Origin of the sequence: Tepidibacter sp. (assembly GCF_025210165.1) — a bacterium.
Taxonomy (GTDB): domain Bacteria; phylum Bacillota; class Clostridia; order Peptostreptococcales; family Peptostreptococcaceae; genus Tepidibacter_A.
Window position 1 is genome coordinate 25,009 of sequence record NZ_JAOASI010000018.1, and the last position, 14,574, is coordinate 39,582.

13 protein-coding genes are annotated in these 14,574 nt (G+C 28.6%); 10 read left to right on the forward strand and 3 right to left on the reverse strand.

Going from position 1 to position 14,574, the window contains the following annotated elements; genetic code table 11:
• Positions 1 to 249 precede the first annotated feature (249 nt).
• On the forward strand, positions 250 to 1,431 hold the full coding sequence (locus tag N4A48_RS02735; RefSeq protein ID WP_293664143.1) for a M20 metallopeptidase family protein: 1,182 nt from the start codon (positions 250 to 252) through the stop codon (positions 1,429 to 1,431).
• 13 nt (positions 1,432 to 1,444) lie between these two features.
• A complete protein-coding gene (locus N4A48_RS02740; RefSeq protein WP_293664144.1) occupies positions 1,445 to 2,977 on the forward strand; it encodes an AbgT family transporter in 1,533 nt (510 codons plus the stop codon).
• An 82-nt stretch (positions 2,978 to 3,059) separates the two neighbouring features.
• On the opposite strand, the gene N4A48_RS02745 is transcribed toward N4A48_RS02740, so the two are convergent.
• The 3 genes from N4A48_RS02745 to N4A48_RS02755 all read right to left on the reverse strand — a co-directional run bounded on the left by N4A48_RS02745 (position 3,060) and on the right by N4A48_RS02755 (position 3,966).
• Positions 3,060 to 3,221 (reverse strand): YvrJ family protein, encoded by a 162-nt coding sequence (locus N4A48_RS02745; protein WP_293664145.1) that lies wholly within the window; start codon positions 3,219 to 3,221, stop codon positions 3,060 to 3,062.
• Positions 3,222 to 3,269: 48 nt separating this feature from the next.
• Positions 3,270 to 3,488 carry a DUF2922 domain-containing protein gene (locus tag N4A48_RS02750; RefSeq protein ID WP_293664146.1) on the reverse strand — a complete coding sequence of 73 codons (219 nt, stop codon included), beginning with the start codon at positions 3,486 to 3,488 and terminating at the stop codon, positions 3,270 to 3,272.
• A 256-nt stretch (positions 3,489 to 3,744) separates the two neighbouring features.
• Complete coding sequence (locus N4A48_RS02755; protein WP_293664147.1) at positions 3,745 to 3,966, reverse strand: DUF1659 domain-containing protein; 222 nt, start codon at positions 3,964 to 3,966, stop codon at positions 3,745 to 3,747.
• A 126-nt stretch (positions 3,967 to 4,092) separates the two neighbouring features.
• Here N4A48_RS02755 and N4A48_RS02760 point away from each other — a divergent pair, with 126 nt between their 5' ends.
• The 8 genes from N4A48_RS02760 (at position 4,093) to N4A48_RS02795 (ending at position 14,565) form a co-directional block, all read left to right on the forward strand.
• The gene (locus N4A48_RS02760; RefSeq protein ID WP_293664148.1) at positions 4,093 to 6,285 is read left to right on the forward strand and encodes an S-layer homology domain-containing protein; all 2,193 of its coding nucleotides are present in this window, start codon (positions 4,093 to 4,095) and stop codon (positions 6,283 to 6,285) included.
• Positions 6,286 to 6,614: 329 nt separating this feature from the next.
• Positions 6,615 to 8,165 (forward strand): YcdB/YcdC domain-containing protein, encoded by a 1,551-nt coding sequence (locus N4A48_RS02765; protein WP_293664149.1) that lies wholly within the window; start codon positions 6,615 to 6,617, stop codon positions 8,163 to 8,165.
• Positions 8,166 to 8,259: 94 nt separating this feature from the next.
• A complete protein-coding gene (pepF, locus tag N4A48_RS02770) occupies positions 8,260 to 10,101 on the forward strand; it encodes an oligoendopeptidase F (RefSeq protein ID WP_293664150.1) in 1,842 nt (613 codons plus the stop codon).
• A gap of 87 nt (positions 10,102 to 10,188) precedes the next feature.
• Positions 10,189 to 11,103, forward strand: coding sequence for a DUF4430 domain-containing protein (locus N4A48_RS02775; protein ID WP_293664151.1), 915 nt, complete (start codon positions 10,189 to 10,191; stop codon positions 11,101 to 11,103).
• A gap of 68 nt (positions 11,104 to 11,171) precedes the next feature.
• The gene (gene galU, locus N4A48_RS02780; protein ID WP_293664152.1) at positions 11,172 to 12,059 is read left to right on the forward strand and encodes a UTP--glucose-1-phosphate uridylyltransferase GalU; all 888 of its coding nucleotides are present in this window, start codon (positions 11,172 to 11,174) and stop codon (positions 12,057 to 12,059) included.
• A complete protein-coding gene (locus tag N4A48_RS02785; protein WP_293664153.1) occupies positions 12,060 to 12,344 on the forward strand; it encodes a Dabb family protein in 285 nt (94 codons plus the stop codon). It abuts the gene before it with no gap.
• Positions 12,345 to 12,814: 470 nt separating this feature from the next.
• The gene (locus N4A48_RS02790) at positions 12,815 to 13,435 is read left to right on the forward strand and encodes a TetR/AcrR family transcriptional regulator (protein ID WP_293664154.1); all 621 of its coding nucleotides are present in this window, start codon (positions 12,815 to 12,817) and stop codon (positions 13,433 to 13,435) included.
• 14 nt (positions 13,436 to 13,449) lie between these two features.
• Entirely contained in the window at positions 13,450 to 14,565 is a 1,116-nt protein-coding gene (locus tag N4A48_RS02795; RefSeq protein WP_293664155.1) for an efflux RND transporter periplasmic adaptor subunit, read from the forward strand.
• Positions 14,566 to 14,574 lie beyond the last annotated feature (9 nt).

Consider the following 14,574-nt stretch of genomic DNA (forward strand, 5'->3'; position numbering starts at 1 on the left):
CCCCCTAAATTAACCAAACATATGTTCTGAATATATTATATCGAACAATTGTTTGGTGTGCAATAGCATATACAAAATAATATGGAAATTTTGTAAGTATATGGATATATAGTTTTAATAAAATGCATTCTGTAAAGTTAAATTTTTATGTATATAAATATTAATATTCCAACTGTGTACTAAAATAGAATATTGGTGCATAAAAATAAAACACAAGTATATACGGTATATAAACGAGGAGGGATAAAAATGTATACAGATATTATAAATAAAATAGGTGATGATAATTATAGTAAAATGGTAAATTTGAGACATCAGTTTCATATGTATCCAGAGATGGGTTATGAGGAGTTCAAGACAGCAAAAACTATTACTAATGAGCTTAAAAGATTAGGGATTGAATATAAAGATAATATTGCAAAAACTGGGGTTGTAGGCCTTATAAAAGGGAATCATCCTGGGAAGACAGTTCTTCTTCGTGCTGATATGGATGCTCTGCCTATTAGTGAAGAGGCAGATGTAGATTATAAATCTAGGGTTGCCAATTGTATGCATGCATGTGGTCATGATGGGCATATGTCAGGTCTTTTAGGTGCTGCTATGATACTAAATGATATGAAGGATGAGATTTATGGAAATGTAAAGCTTATATTTCAACCAGCAGAGGAAGAACATGGAGGAGCAAAACCTATGATAGATGAAGGGATTATGGAAAATCCTAAAGTAGATGCAGCCTTTGGATGTCATTTATGGGGTGAAATGATTGAAGGAGAAGTTCATGTAAGAAAAGGAGCTATGATGGCTGCTCCTGATATGTTCAGATTTAAAGTAAAGGGAAAAGGTGGACATGGAGCTGTTCCACATCTTAGTGTAGACCCTATTGTTATAGCTTCTCAAGTTATTAATAACATGCAGTCTATTATAAGTAGGAGAATAAGTCCTCTTGAAAGTGCTGTTATATCATTTGGTTCTATTAATGGTGGAAAAAGCCACAATGTTATACCTAATGATGTAGAGGTTGTAGGTACTGTTAGAAGTTTTAGTGAGGAGCATAGAAATTTTATACCAAAGGCTATGGAAGATATATTAAAGGCTGTAACTAATTCTCAAGGAGCAAGTTATGAGTTTGAGTATGAAGAAAAATATCCACCTCTTATAAATGATGAAGAAATGACTGAGCTTGCTAGAAACTCGTTTAAGAAAATAGTTGGAAAAGATAGAGTGTTTGACATGAAGGAGCCTACTATGGGAGGAGAGGATTTTGCATATTTTGGCCAATTAGTTCCATCATCTTTTATATTTGTAGGAATTAGTAAAGATAAGGATAACTTAGTAGTTCATCACCATCCTAAGTTCAAGTGGGATGATAAGAATATACTTACTATTGCTAAAGGGCTTGCTCAGACTGCGATAGATTATTTGAGAGCATAAAGGGGGAAGTGTTATGGAAAAAGCTCAGGTTAAGGATAATAAGTTTTTTAGTAGACTCTTAAATGGAATAGAGATTGTGGGAAATAAGTTGCCTGATCCTGTAACTTTATTTGCTATTCTATGTGGACTAATAGTTATATTATCTAAGGTATTATTTATATTAAATGTATCTGTAGTTCATCCATTAACTCAAGAAACTGTAAGTGTAGTAGATCTTATGAGTAAGAATGGACTTAGAGGAATATTAACAGGTATTGTAGGAAACTTTCAAGGATTTCCGCCACTAGGTCTTGTTTTAGTTGTTATGCTTGGGGCTGGAGTCGCTGAAAAATCAGGACTTATGGAGACGGCTCTTAAGAGCTCTATTAGCAAGGTTCCTAATAATTTGATTACAGGTATGATAGTATTTGTAGGAATACTTGCTAATGCAGCTGGGGATGCTGGATTTATAGTTCTACCTCCTCTTGCAGCTATAGTATTTCTTGGTATAGGAAGACATCCTCTTATAGGTATGTTTGCAGCTTATGCTGGAGTTGCTGGAGGTTTTTCAGCTAATATTATGGTAAGCATGATAGACGTTTTATTAGGAGGTTTTACTATACCAGCTGCCCAGATGATAGATCCTAGCTATCAAGCAACTCCTGCTATGAACTTTTATTTTCTTTTAGCTTCTACTATTATAATTCTCATAGCATCTGTAATTATAACTGAAAAAATAATAGCTCCTAGGTTTGATAAATATGATGGAGATTCTGATTCAGAATTAGTTAGTGAGATTAGTGAAGATGAGAAAAAAGGGATTAAATGGGCAGGTATATCTTTAGTTTTAATGCTAGTTTTAGTAGTTGGTCTTTGTATAGGTGATAATGCATTTATGAAGGACCCAGAAACTAATTCTCTACTTGCATCTAAGGCTGCTCTTATGAAGGGTCTTGTCCCAATAATAACTTTGATGTTCTTTATTCCTGGTTTAATATATGGAAAAATAACTAAAAAGATAAAAAATGATAAAGATGTAGTTGCTATGATGGGGCAATCTATGAGTGAGATGGGTATGTATATAGTTCTTGCATTTGCTGCATCTCAATTCTTAGCACTATTTACAATTAGCAATATAGGAGTAATAATATCTGTCAAAGGGGCAGAATTTTTAAAAAATATGGGTTTCACTGGATTTGGGCTTATAATTGGGTTTATCATATTGTCTGGATTTATAAATTTATTTGTAGGAAGTGCTTCGGCAAAATGGGCTATAATGGCACCTGTATTCGTTCCTATGTTCTTACTTTTAGATTACAATCCAGCTGTAACACAAGTAGCTTATCGTATAGGAGATTCAATAACTAATCCTATAAGTCCACTTTTTCCTTATTTTCCTATAATTTTAGCTTTTGCTAGAAAGTATGATAAAAAAGCTGGAATGGGAACTATAATTGCTAATATGCTTCCGTATTCAATTGTGTATGCTATATTATGGATGATTTTATTGGTTATATTCATGAAGTTTAATATACCTTTAGGACCTGGTGCTGGAATATATATGTAGTTTAAAATTTAAAACTATCTATGAAAATATTAGTGAATGCTTTTAGATATTTTCACAGATAGTTTTGATAACCCACAAATTTTTAAAATGAAGATTTTTTGGATTCTATTTTAGATATCACATTATTTAGCTTATTAATACTCTGAGTTAAATTCTCAAGTTTTTCCTCTATCCTCGTTAAAAGGTATATAGATAAAACTATAGGAAAACCAACATTAGAAACAAGCCCTAAAAGTTCATTCATAATACCACTCCTTATATTTAAAAGGGGCTAAAATTAGCCCCTTTTAGATTAATTAATATGAACATTTTCAGTTTGAGTAGTTACAATCTCAGCTGATTCCTTCTTAACTATACCTTCTCCATTAAACTTAAACAAATCCTTAGATACTATGTAGTCCATTAAAGCATCTATAGCACTAGCCTCAACATCATCCTTTAAGCTATGAACCTTAATAGTAACCTTCTTACCATCAGATTTAACAAACTTCATATCAAGTCTCTTTTCCATAATATTACCCCCTATATTTTATTCTGCAAAACCACACCAACAATTTAGGTTTATTATATTTTTTAATTTAGAATAGATTATGATTTTTATGTGTATATCATAACTAGCAACTCAAATTATTCAATTTTTGAACGACTTTTAAATATTTATTCCTACCTTTAAAATTATTCAAATAGGAATAAAATTTAACTTAAGAGAGAAAATTTAATAATTTGAGTTGCGGAATTAGAACTAAAATATAATAAACTTAATACCTCTACTCACTTAAATCAGTATCAACTACCTTCTTAACATTATTCAAAGAAATACTCTGCATACCCTTCATTAAAGTAGTCATTTTAAATAAGTCTTCATCAGTAGCATCTAGCTTTAAGTTCTTAATAGATGTTGTCTTAAATTTTTCAACCCCCTTCTTATCCTTACCTAAGGAATACTTTAATTTTAGACTTAATCCTGTTTTAACACTTGTTATTGCCATACTATCATCCCCTTTCAACTCTATATATGGATATAAAGATAAAAAACATACACTAAAAAATGTAATTTATTAAAAAAAATGTAGTATAATACTTATAGAGGAAATATCAATGAGGGGGGTAAGAAGATGAATTTAAAAAGAATTGTTTTAACTATTTTTACTGTATTTTTAGTATTAGGAAGTTCTATACTATCCTTTGCTGATTCTAATGTATCAAAGGATGAGGCAAAGAAGACAGCAGAAAATGCTTTAAAAAATTATTTGGGTATTGAATTAGACGATAAGTTTGAATCTAGAATAGAGTTTAGAAATGAAAGATATGATGACAAATCTGTATGGAGTATGAATTGGAATAAATTTAAAGATAATATAGACATAGATATAGATGCAGAAATAGATGCTGATAATGGAAAGATATTAGAACTACGCTATTATAACTGGGATAGCAATAAAGATAATAAATCAATTCCTAGTATGACAAAAGAAGAAGCAAAAAAAATAGCTGATAACTTCTTAAAGAAAATAAATCCTGTTGAGAGCACTAAGGTAAAGCTTAGTGAAAATAAATATTGGTCAAAAAGATTTAGAGGAGAAAATTATAGTTTTAATTATGTAAGATGTGAAAATGAAGTTAACTTTGACCAAAATAATATACATATAGAAGTAAATGGATCTACAGGTAAAGTAGAATCTTATGGAATTAATTGGGATTATGATATGAAATTTAATGATAACAAAGATGTTATAGCTAAAGATAAATCAAAGCAAATATTAAAGGATAATACTGATATGAAGCTTGTATATTCTGATATAGATAAGAATGATGATAATAAGCCTGATAGAATATCATTGTCTTATAGACCATACAATGAAAAAGGATTTTTAGTAGATGCTAAAAAGGCAGAGATACTTAAAAGGGATGGATCTAAAGGCGAGTTAAAGTACAAGGATATAAAAGATGAAGAAAAAGAAAAAATATATAATAAAAGCACTAAGCCTCAAAAAAGAAGTAAGGAATTAACACAAGAAGAAGCAGAAAATAAGATGATATCTATTATAAAAGATTTTATAAAAGATGATTTTGAAATTGATAGATTAAGATATGAAGAAGACGATAATCATCATATGACAAGAGGAAGAAAGACATGGGAAGCTGGATTTGATATTAAAGATAAAGATAGAGATGGGCATATTTGTATAGATGCACTTACAAGTGAAATTATATCTTTTGATACTTATATTTTCAATGATAAAGAAGAAGATTTCACTCCAAAAATAACTTGGAGTCAGGGATATGATAAGGCTATAGAATTTTTAGCAGAGAATTATGGATATAATATAAAGAATATAGATACTAAATTATTAGAACAAAGAGGTTATCACTATATAAATGGTAAAAAAATAAATAAAGATTCATACTATTATGATTTTGGAAGAATTGACAATAAAATAAACTATGAAAATAATAGTATATATATATCTATTGATGCAAAAACAGGTGAGGTATCAGACGTACAATATGTATGGAATAATGATGTTAAATTCCCAGTTATTAATAATGTGATTGATAAAGATAAGGCAAAGGATATATACTTTGATAATCATGATATTGAATTAGGGTATACTACTATTGAGAATGAAAAAGAAACTAGTAAAAGAGCAATTTTAGCTTATACATTAAAAGACAATTATGGGTTTGCTAAAGTTGATGCAATAACTGGAAAAGTATTAGATTATAATGGGAATGAAATTGAAAAGAATGATGATAAAGACTATTCAGATAAAATAAAGGATAGTTGGGCTAAAAAAGAGCTTACAATATTAAGTGATAGTTATATAATAGATTTTAAAACATTTGAGCCAAATAGTGAGATATCAAAAATAGATGCTATAAAGATGCTTGTAAATGCAAGAGGATACAGACCATATAGAGCAAATAATATTAAGGAGCTTAAATTTAAAGATATAAAAAATGATGATGAAGATAGTTCTTATATAAAGCTTGCAGTTGAATATGGATTTGTAGAAAATAAAGAAGAAAACTTCAATAAGGATGCCAAAATAACAAGACAAGAAATGGCTAAAATGGCAGTTAAGCTTATAGAAAAAGAAGATATGGCGAATATGAAAAATATATATTCACTTAAATTTAGTGATGAAGCTAGTATAGATGAAGCTTATAAGGGATATGTAGCTGTATGCAAGGGGCTTGGAATAATAAGTGGAAATAATTCAAGCTTTAGACCTAAGGATAATGCTACAATGACAGAGATGGCAGTGAGTATATATAAAGCTTTATCTCAAGGTGGAATAGAGTAAATTTATTATAGTTTAAACCAAAAATGAAGCTTATTAAAATAACGCAATGTGTTAAATATTTTTAATAAAACTAAGTATCATATCTTATTGAAGATCCTAAAAGTTCTGAACTCGCTATGCTCAGACAACGAACTTTCTTAACGGATATTCAAACGATATAATACAAGTTTTATTTAAAAATATTTAAATCATTTGCTAACATTTTAATAAGCTTCATTTTTTATTGAGTGTATAACATTTAAATAGAATTAAAAAAATATAGCTGTAAAAATAAACTATAATATGGTATTATTTTCTTAGTATATACAAAAAAAGTAGGGGGCGTTTTTATGAAGAACAGATGGATTTTGAGTTTGTTTGTATTAGTTTTTGTAATTAGCAATTGTATATTTGTTTTTGCTGATGAGAATGTAAGTAAGGATGATGCTAAGAAGATAGCTGTTGATACGGTTGAAAAATACTTTGATATAGAAGTTGAGGATGATTTTAGTGTTGAAGCAGAAGAGGCTTATGAAGAAGGGGCTTGGGATGTAAATATATTTAGAGAAGATAAAAATTATCTAGATATAGATGTATATATTGAGGCTGATAAAACTGTATCTAGTATATACATATATACAGATGATGAAAATAACAAAAAAATAACAAAAGATGAAGCTAGAAAGTTAGCAGACAATATAGTAAATAAAATGCATCCTGATAAAGTAAAGAATACTAAATGCATACAAACAGAAAATGAGAATAGCTTTGATTTTAAATATAAAAGAATTTCAAATAAATTAGAATTTGCACATGAAGGAATAGATATAACTGTAGATAAAGAAACTTGCAAAGTATCTGATTATTATTTAGATTGGAGTAATAATATTGATATTCCAGTAGTTGAAGATATAATAGATAAGGACAAGGCTAGAAAGATTATAGAAGATAATCTAGAAATGAAACCGATTTATATAGATTCATATGATAAAGATGGAAATGAAAAAGTAAAGCTTGTATATGAACCTTCTTATAAGATTTCAAATATGGTAAATGCTAAAAAAGGTGAGCTTGAAGATTATATAAAAAATATAGACAAAAATATTATTAGTAAAGAAAATTATAAACAATCTATATCAGTAAAGATGCCAAGCTATAATTTAACTGAGCAAGAAGCTAAAGATATTGCCGTAAAAAAAATAAAAGAATTATCGAACAAGGATATTAATATAAAAAGTATAGAAGAGCTTGGTGATAATAATAAGAAAAAAACATCAAAAGGAGAAGCTTGGGGAGTTAAATTTAGTTATAAAGATGAAGAAAAAGATGAATTAGAGGGTAAATTAGTAATAGACAAAAATAATAAAGAAATAGTATATATGACAACTGATTTTGATAAATGGAAAGAAGCAAGTGCGAAACTAAAGTACACATGGGAAGATGGTTATGAAAAAGCTTTAGAGGTTATAAAAAACAATTGTCAAAGTAAAGCTATAAATATAGATACTGGTAAAAGAGAAATTAATGAATATTATGATGAAGTTGAACAATATTCTTTTGATAGAGTTGTAAATGGGGTAGTTTATGATGAGGATCGTATAAATGTGTATGTAGATCTAAATAACAATACTGTATTAGCTATAGAATCTGAATGGGATAATAGCAAAGTATTTGAAGATAAGAATAAGGCTTTAAATAAAGAAAAATTAAAGCAATCATATCTTGATAAAAATGAAGTGAAACTTTGTTATGTAACTATACTTGATCAAAAAAATAATAAAAAAAGTATAAGATTAATGTATAGAATGAGTGAAAAAGAAGGAATGGAAAATATAGGATATATAGATGCTTTAACTGGAGAATTTTTAGATTATGGTGCAGAAGTAATAAATATGAAATAATTTAAAGATGGCTAAATTAGCCATCTTTTTTTGCTAATAATTTTAAAAAAAATAGACAACCTAATTATACATAAGTATGATTAGGAGGATTTTTATGAAAAAGTTATATAAATTATCTTGTATTATAGTATTGATTATAAGTTTATTTACTTTTTATAGTTTAGAGAGTAAAACTGTATCGGTATTTAGTAATAAAAATACTAATAAGTATAAGTGGAATCTTTCAGATATATACTCTTCTGATTCTGATTGGGATAGGGATTATAAGATACTTGAGAAAAATATAAATAGAATACAATCTTATAAAGGAAAGCTTACTAGGGGTTCTAGATATTTATATGATGCTCTGAATATGAGTGATAATATGAGCAGAATGCTTGAGAAGATGTATGCGTATGCTTATATGAGTAAGGATACAGATACTTCCAATAATAAATATCTTACCATGTGCGATAATATAAGTTATTTGGTTGTTAAGCTTAGCAGTAGTGTATCATTTATAGAGCCTGAGATTTTAAGTGTTCCAAAGGAAACTATAGATAAGTTTGTAAAGAATAACTCTAAGTTAAAGCCATATGAATTTTATTTGAATAACTTGTATAAGTCAAAGGAGCATATGCTATCTGATAAAGAAGAAAGAATTTTGTCTTTATCCAAAGGACTGGCAAGTACTCCAGAGAAGGTTTATACTTCTTTTAAAGATATAGATAGAAAAACTAATTTTACTCCAGGTGAATATTCAAAATTATTACAAGATGATAATCGTGAAACTAGAAAGCAGGCATTTGTAGAAGAATTTGAAAGCTATAAAAAAAATATAAATGTTCTAGCATCTGCTCTATCAGGTCAAGTTAAGAAGGATATATTTTATTCAAAAGCTAGGAATTATAAAACCTCTCTTGAGGCATCTCTTGATAAGGATAACATAGATGTATCATTGTACAACAATTTAATAATAGAGGTGAATAATAAATTAGATGTATTCCATAAGTATGTAGCTCTTAGAAAGAAAATATTAAAGCTTGATGAGATACATTATTATGATATGTATAATCCTTTGATAGAAAGTGATAAAAAAATAGAGTATGATGAGGCAAAAAATATCTTAATGAAGGCATTAGTTCCTCTTGGCAAGCAGTATGTAGAGGATTTGGAATTTGGAATAGATAATAGATGGGTAGATGTATATTCTGATAAAAATAAAAGAGGTGGAGCTTATTCATGGGGGAGTTATGATACACATCCCTATGTTCTTTTAAATTACAATAATACATTAAACAGTGTATCTACATTTGCACATGAAATGGGTCATGCAATGAACAATTATTACTCTGCTAAAAATCAAGAATATGTAAACTATAATTATCCTATATTCACTGCAGAAGTAGCATCTATAACTAATGAAGCTCTATTATTTGAGCATTTGATAAAGAATGCTAAAACTAAAAATGAAAAAATATATTATATACAAGGTTATATAGATCTTATAAGGGGAAGCATATATACCCAAGCTATGTATGCTGAGTTTGAAAAAATTATACATGATAGAGCTGAAAAAGGAGAGGCTCTAACATCTGATAATTTAAATAAGCTTTGGGCAAATCTTATGAAAAAATACTATGGTAAGGATTTTTACCCTGATGATATATGCTCTATATGGTGGAGTAGGATACCTCATTTTTATTCTAATTTTTATGTTTATAAGTATGCTACGGGTTGTTGTGCTGCTATAAGCTTATCTAAGGATATATTGAGTGGTAAAAAGGAAAAGTATTTAGATTTTTTAGCTGCTGGAGGGTCTGATTATCCTATAGAAATACTAAAAAAAGCGGGTGTAGATATGAACGATACAAAATGTATAAAAGATGCACTTAATAAATTTGAAACTTTGGTAGATGAACTTGAAAAACTGACATTTCAAATTACTACAAAATAATATCGAAAAATGGTATAATAGACCTAGTACAGTATATAAATAACCTTATCAAATAGATGAGGTTATTAATTTTTGGAGGATTAAATTATGAAAAAGACATTATTGTTAGTTATCGTTTTGATATTTATGACATCTACGATCGGTTGTAGTAAAGATTTAGAGGCAGAGGAAAGTAACATTATTTTATCTCGAGATTTTGGATATAAGAAATTATATGATCAAAATTTAAATTTCACCAAAGATACTACAGTTATGGAATTAATGAAGAATAATTTAGATATACAAATTGAAAATGGATTTATAGATTCAATAAATGGGATAAAGTCTAAATATAGTGAAGAAAATAAGTTAGGCTGGTTTTATTATATAAATGGTAATTTAGCACAAGTAGGTCCTAAAAATTATTATCTAAATTCAGGAGATGATGTGTTATGGGATTATCATACTTGGGAAAATGAAATTTATATATCTAGTATAATAGGGTCATATCCTAAGAATTTTACTAATGGATATAATGGTAAAAAATTAAAAACAGAACTTGTATATTCCCAAAAGTTTAAAAAAGATACGGACAAATTATACAATTATTTAAAAGATAATGGAGTTGAGAATTTAGTTAAAAAGGATATAAATAATGGGTATGATGATGATGAAAAAATAAATACTGTACTTATTTTAACTTGGAGTGAGCTTTCTAAAATAGATAATATAATGGATATATACAACGATAAAAATGGAGAGTTATTTTTTAAAGTAGATGATAAGGTTCAAGGCCTTGATTGTTGCAAAAACGTAGTTAAAGAATTTGAAAAAGCTTCTGTAATAGCATCATTACCAAAAGGTTATTCTTCATTATCTAATATATGGATTGTAACGGGAAATAACGAAGAAATGATTAAAAAAGCTTTAAATATTCTTTATGAAAACCCAGAAAAAATAAAAGGCAAATTCTCTGCTATAGTTACAGACACAGAAGTGGTAAATATCCCTGTATCTAAATAATTAATTATATAATATAATAATTGAAGAAATATAATTAGACGAATTTTTTTAATAAAGGGGATGTTTATGTGGATAAGGTTAGAAAAGCTATAATACCAGCCGCAGGACTTGGAACAAGGTTTTTGCCTGCGACTAAGGCTCAGCCAAAAGAAATGCTTCCTATAGTTGATAAACCAACGCTTCAATATATAATAGAAGAAGCTGTTGATTCGGGGATAGAAGAGATACTTATAATAACGGGAAGAAATAAACAATCTATAGAAGACCATTTTGATAAATCTGTAGAACTTGAAATACAGCTTGAAAAACAAGGGAAAGAGGAACTATTAGATATAGTAAGAAGTATATCTAACATGATAAATATACATTATATAAGGCAAAAAGAACCTAAAGGACTTGGTCATGCCATACACTGTGCTAAGCATTTTATAGGAAATGAACCTTTTGCAGTTATGCTAGGAGATGATATAGTTGATTCTAAAAAACCTTGCTTAAAGCAGTTAATTGATGCTTATAGTGAGTATAGAACTACTATACTTGGGGTTCAAAATGTTCCTACTGAAGATGTAAAAAAATATGGTATAGTAGAGGGCAAGCATATAGAGGATAGAATATATAAGGTTAAAGATTTAGTTGAAAAGCCAGAAGTAGATAAAGCACCCTCTAATATAGCTATTCTTGGAAGATATATCATAACTCCTAGAATATTTGAGATACTTGAAAATCTTCCAGCTGGAAAAGGTGGAGAAATACAGCTTACAGATGGACTAAAAGAGCTTGCAAAGATAGAAGCTATGTATACGTATAATTTTGAAGGTAAAAGATATGATGTTGGAGACAAGTTAGGATTTTTACAGGCCACTGTAGACTATGCTCTTAAAAGAGATAACTTAAGAGAGGAATTCTTAAATTATTTAAATGATACAGTTGGAAAATATAATATAGAGGTGGTATAGGTGATAAAGCATATAGTATTTTTTAGATTTGATGATAAAAAAGAGGTTGAAGAAGCAAAAAGAAGACTTTTAGATATGGATGGTAAAATAGATGTACTTAAGGACATAGAGGTTGGGGTTAATTTTTTAGAATCTGATAGAAACTATGATTTATGTCTTACAACTTATTTTGATTCAAAAGAAGATTTAAAAATTTATGCAGATTATGAAGTTCATGTTCCTGTTAAAGAATATATAAAATCTGTTGCAAGCTCTATGGCTTGTGTGGATTATGAGCTTATTTAAATATTAGTCAGCTTTAAATACCAAAATAAAGGGTATTAAAATACCGGTCATGTATTGAATATTTTTAATAAAACTAAGAATTACATCTTATTGAATATCCTAAAAGTTCTAAACTCCCTAACGGTCAGACAATGAACTTTTTTAACAGATATTCAAACGTTGTAATTCAAGTTTTATACAAAAATATTCAAATCATGTCCTAACATTTTAATACCCTTTATTTTTAGTTAAGTCTCATATTCTGCTGAATGCATAAATATAGAAATCTTAAATATTATAAATCTGAAAATCATTGTGCGAAATATGAGTTAAGTGGTTAATGTAAATTTACATAATGCTCATTTTTAGGAAAGTTTTTTGACTGGTATTGGAGAAATCTGAAATTTTGTATTGCAAAAATATTCATACATAGTATAATGTTTATATGACAAAAAGTGAGTGAGTGCTCATTCATTGTGGAGGAGGAGTATATGACGACTAAAAAAAAGATTGATACTAAGGAAAAGATATTTAATGCCGCTTTAAAGGTTTTTGCTAAAAAGGGATTCTCAGCTGCAACTACTGCTGAAATAGCAGAGGAGGCTGGGGTTGCACAAGGAACAATATTTAGGTATTATAAAACAAAAAAAGATATATTAAGAGGTGTAATGATTGAATATATAGATAAATTCGATGAATTTGCAGATTTTAATTCAATACAAAAAACTATAGAGGATAATAAAGATAAATCTTTGGATGAAGTTTTAAAGCTTATAGTACTTAATAGATATAAGGTATTTAAAAAGAACTTCCATATATCTAAGGTTATACATTATGAGATGCAGTTTCATGAAGATATAATGGATATGCATTTGGAAAAATGCAAAGAAAAAGAAGGGCTTATAACAAAACATATATTACAAAATATAAATATAGATGGAGATAAATACAAGAAAATAGATCAAAAATCACTATCTATAATATTCACAAGTATGATGTTTGGCATGTTTTTTCAAAGGCTTAATGGGACGAGAGGAAATAATAATATACCGATCGAAAAAGAAGTAGATATAATAATAGATGTATTTTTTAATGGAATATTAAAAAGATAGGGGAGGAAGAAATAATGAAAAAAAGAATAAGCTTATTAGTTGTAATGATTTTAACTTTAACTATGGCTCTTTCTGGATGTGGAAAGAAAGAAGAAACTTCAAGTGTTAAGGAGAAATTTGTAAGTGTTGAGACAGAGGTGTCTAAAAAGCAAAATATAAATGTAAAAACTACTTTATCAGCAAAAGTAAAACCTATAGAAGAGGCAGATATTGTTCCTAAAATGCCTGGAAAGGTTACTAGTGTAAATGTTGAAATAGGTAAAAAAGTTAATAAAGGAGATGTACTTTTTACTATAGATCAAACTGATGTAGTAAATGGAGTTAAAAGTGCTCAAGCAGCATACGATATGGCAATTGCAAATCTTCAAATAAGAAAAGAACAAATACAAAATGCACAAATAAACTATGAGAGAATGAAATCTTTATACCAAGAAGGGGCTATATCAAAGAAAGACTTTGAACAGTATGAGCTTCAAGCATCATCTGCTAATCTAGATGCAGCTCAGGCACAAGTTGATCAAGCTAAAGTTTCGCTTGAAAATGCACAATCAAAGTTAAATGACACAACAGTCTCGTCTCCTATATATGGAATAGTAACTGCTGTTAATATAAATGAAGGAGAGATGGCATCGTCTGCTCAACCAGCTGTTTCTATAGCGAATATGAATAAAGTTGTTATTGATACTGATGTTTCAGAGTATCTTATAAACAAGATTAAGTTAGGAGATGTAGTTGATATATCTATAAAGTCAGCTGGTAAGGAAAACTTCCAAGGTAAAATAAGTGCCATGTCTCCTGCAACAGCATCAAATTCTATGACTTATCCTATAAAAATAGAAATAGAAAACAAAGATAGCATTATAAAGCCTGGTATGTTTGCGAATGTAAACTTAGTAACAGATAAGAAAGAAAATGTTATAACAGTTCCATCAGAATCAGTAGTAATAAAGGATGGAGAAAGTGTAGTATATATAGTTAAAGATAATCTTGCCCATGTTAATAAAATAGAGACTGGAATCGATAATGGAGAAATTGTTGAAATAATAAAAGGAATAAAGCAAGGTGAAGCAGTTGTTAAAAAGGGACAAAATTATTTAGAAGAAGGAAAAAAAGTTAAAATTAATAAATAGGGGGAAGTA

Excerpts from the sequence above, each read along its gene's own strand:
- N4A48_RS02735 (WP_293664143.1), top strand. The coding sequence starts at position 250 with ATGTATACAGATATTATAAATAAAATAGGTGATGATAATTATAGTAAA.
- N4A48_RS02740 (WP_293664144.1), top strand. The coding sequence starts at position 1,445 with ATGGAAAAAGCTCAGGTTAAGGATAATAAGTTTTTTAGTAGACTCTTA.
- N4A48_RS02745 (WP_293664145.1), bottom strand. The coding sequence starts at position 3,221 with ATGAATGAACTTTTAGGGCTTGTTTCTAATGTTGGTTTTCCTATAGTT.
- N4A48_RS02750 (WP_293664146.1), bottom strand. The coding sequence starts at position 3,488 with ATGGAAAAGAGACTTGATATGAAGTTTGTTAAATCTGATGGTAAGAAG.
- N4A48_RS02755 (WP_293664147.1), bottom strand. The coding sequence starts at position 3,966 with ATGGCAATAACAAGTGTTAAAACAGGATTAAGTCTAAAATTAAAGTAT.
- N4A48_RS02760 (WP_293664148.1), top strand. The coding sequence starts at position 4,093 with ATGAATTTAAAAAGAATTGTTTTAACTATTTTTACTGTATTTTTAGTA.
- N4A48_RS02765 (WP_293664149.1), top strand. The coding sequence starts at position 6,615 with ATGAAGAACAGATGGATTTTGAGTTTGTTTGTATTAGTTTTTGTAATT.
- pepF (WP_293664150.1), top strand. The coding sequence starts at position 8,260 with ATGAAAAAGTTATATAAATTATCTTGTATTATAGTATTGATTATAAGT.
- N4A48_RS02775 (WP_293664151.1), top strand. The coding sequence starts at position 10,189 with ATGAAAAAGACATTATTGTTAGTTATCGTTTTGATATTTATGACATCT.
- N4A48_RS02790 (WP_293664154.1), top strand. The coding sequence starts at position 12,815 with ATGACGACTAAAAAAAAGATTGATACTAAGGAAAAGATATTTAATGCC.
- N4A48_RS02795 (WP_293664155.1), top strand. The coding sequence starts at position 13,450 with ATGAAAAAAAGAATAAGCTTATTAGTTGTAATGATTTTAACTTTAACT.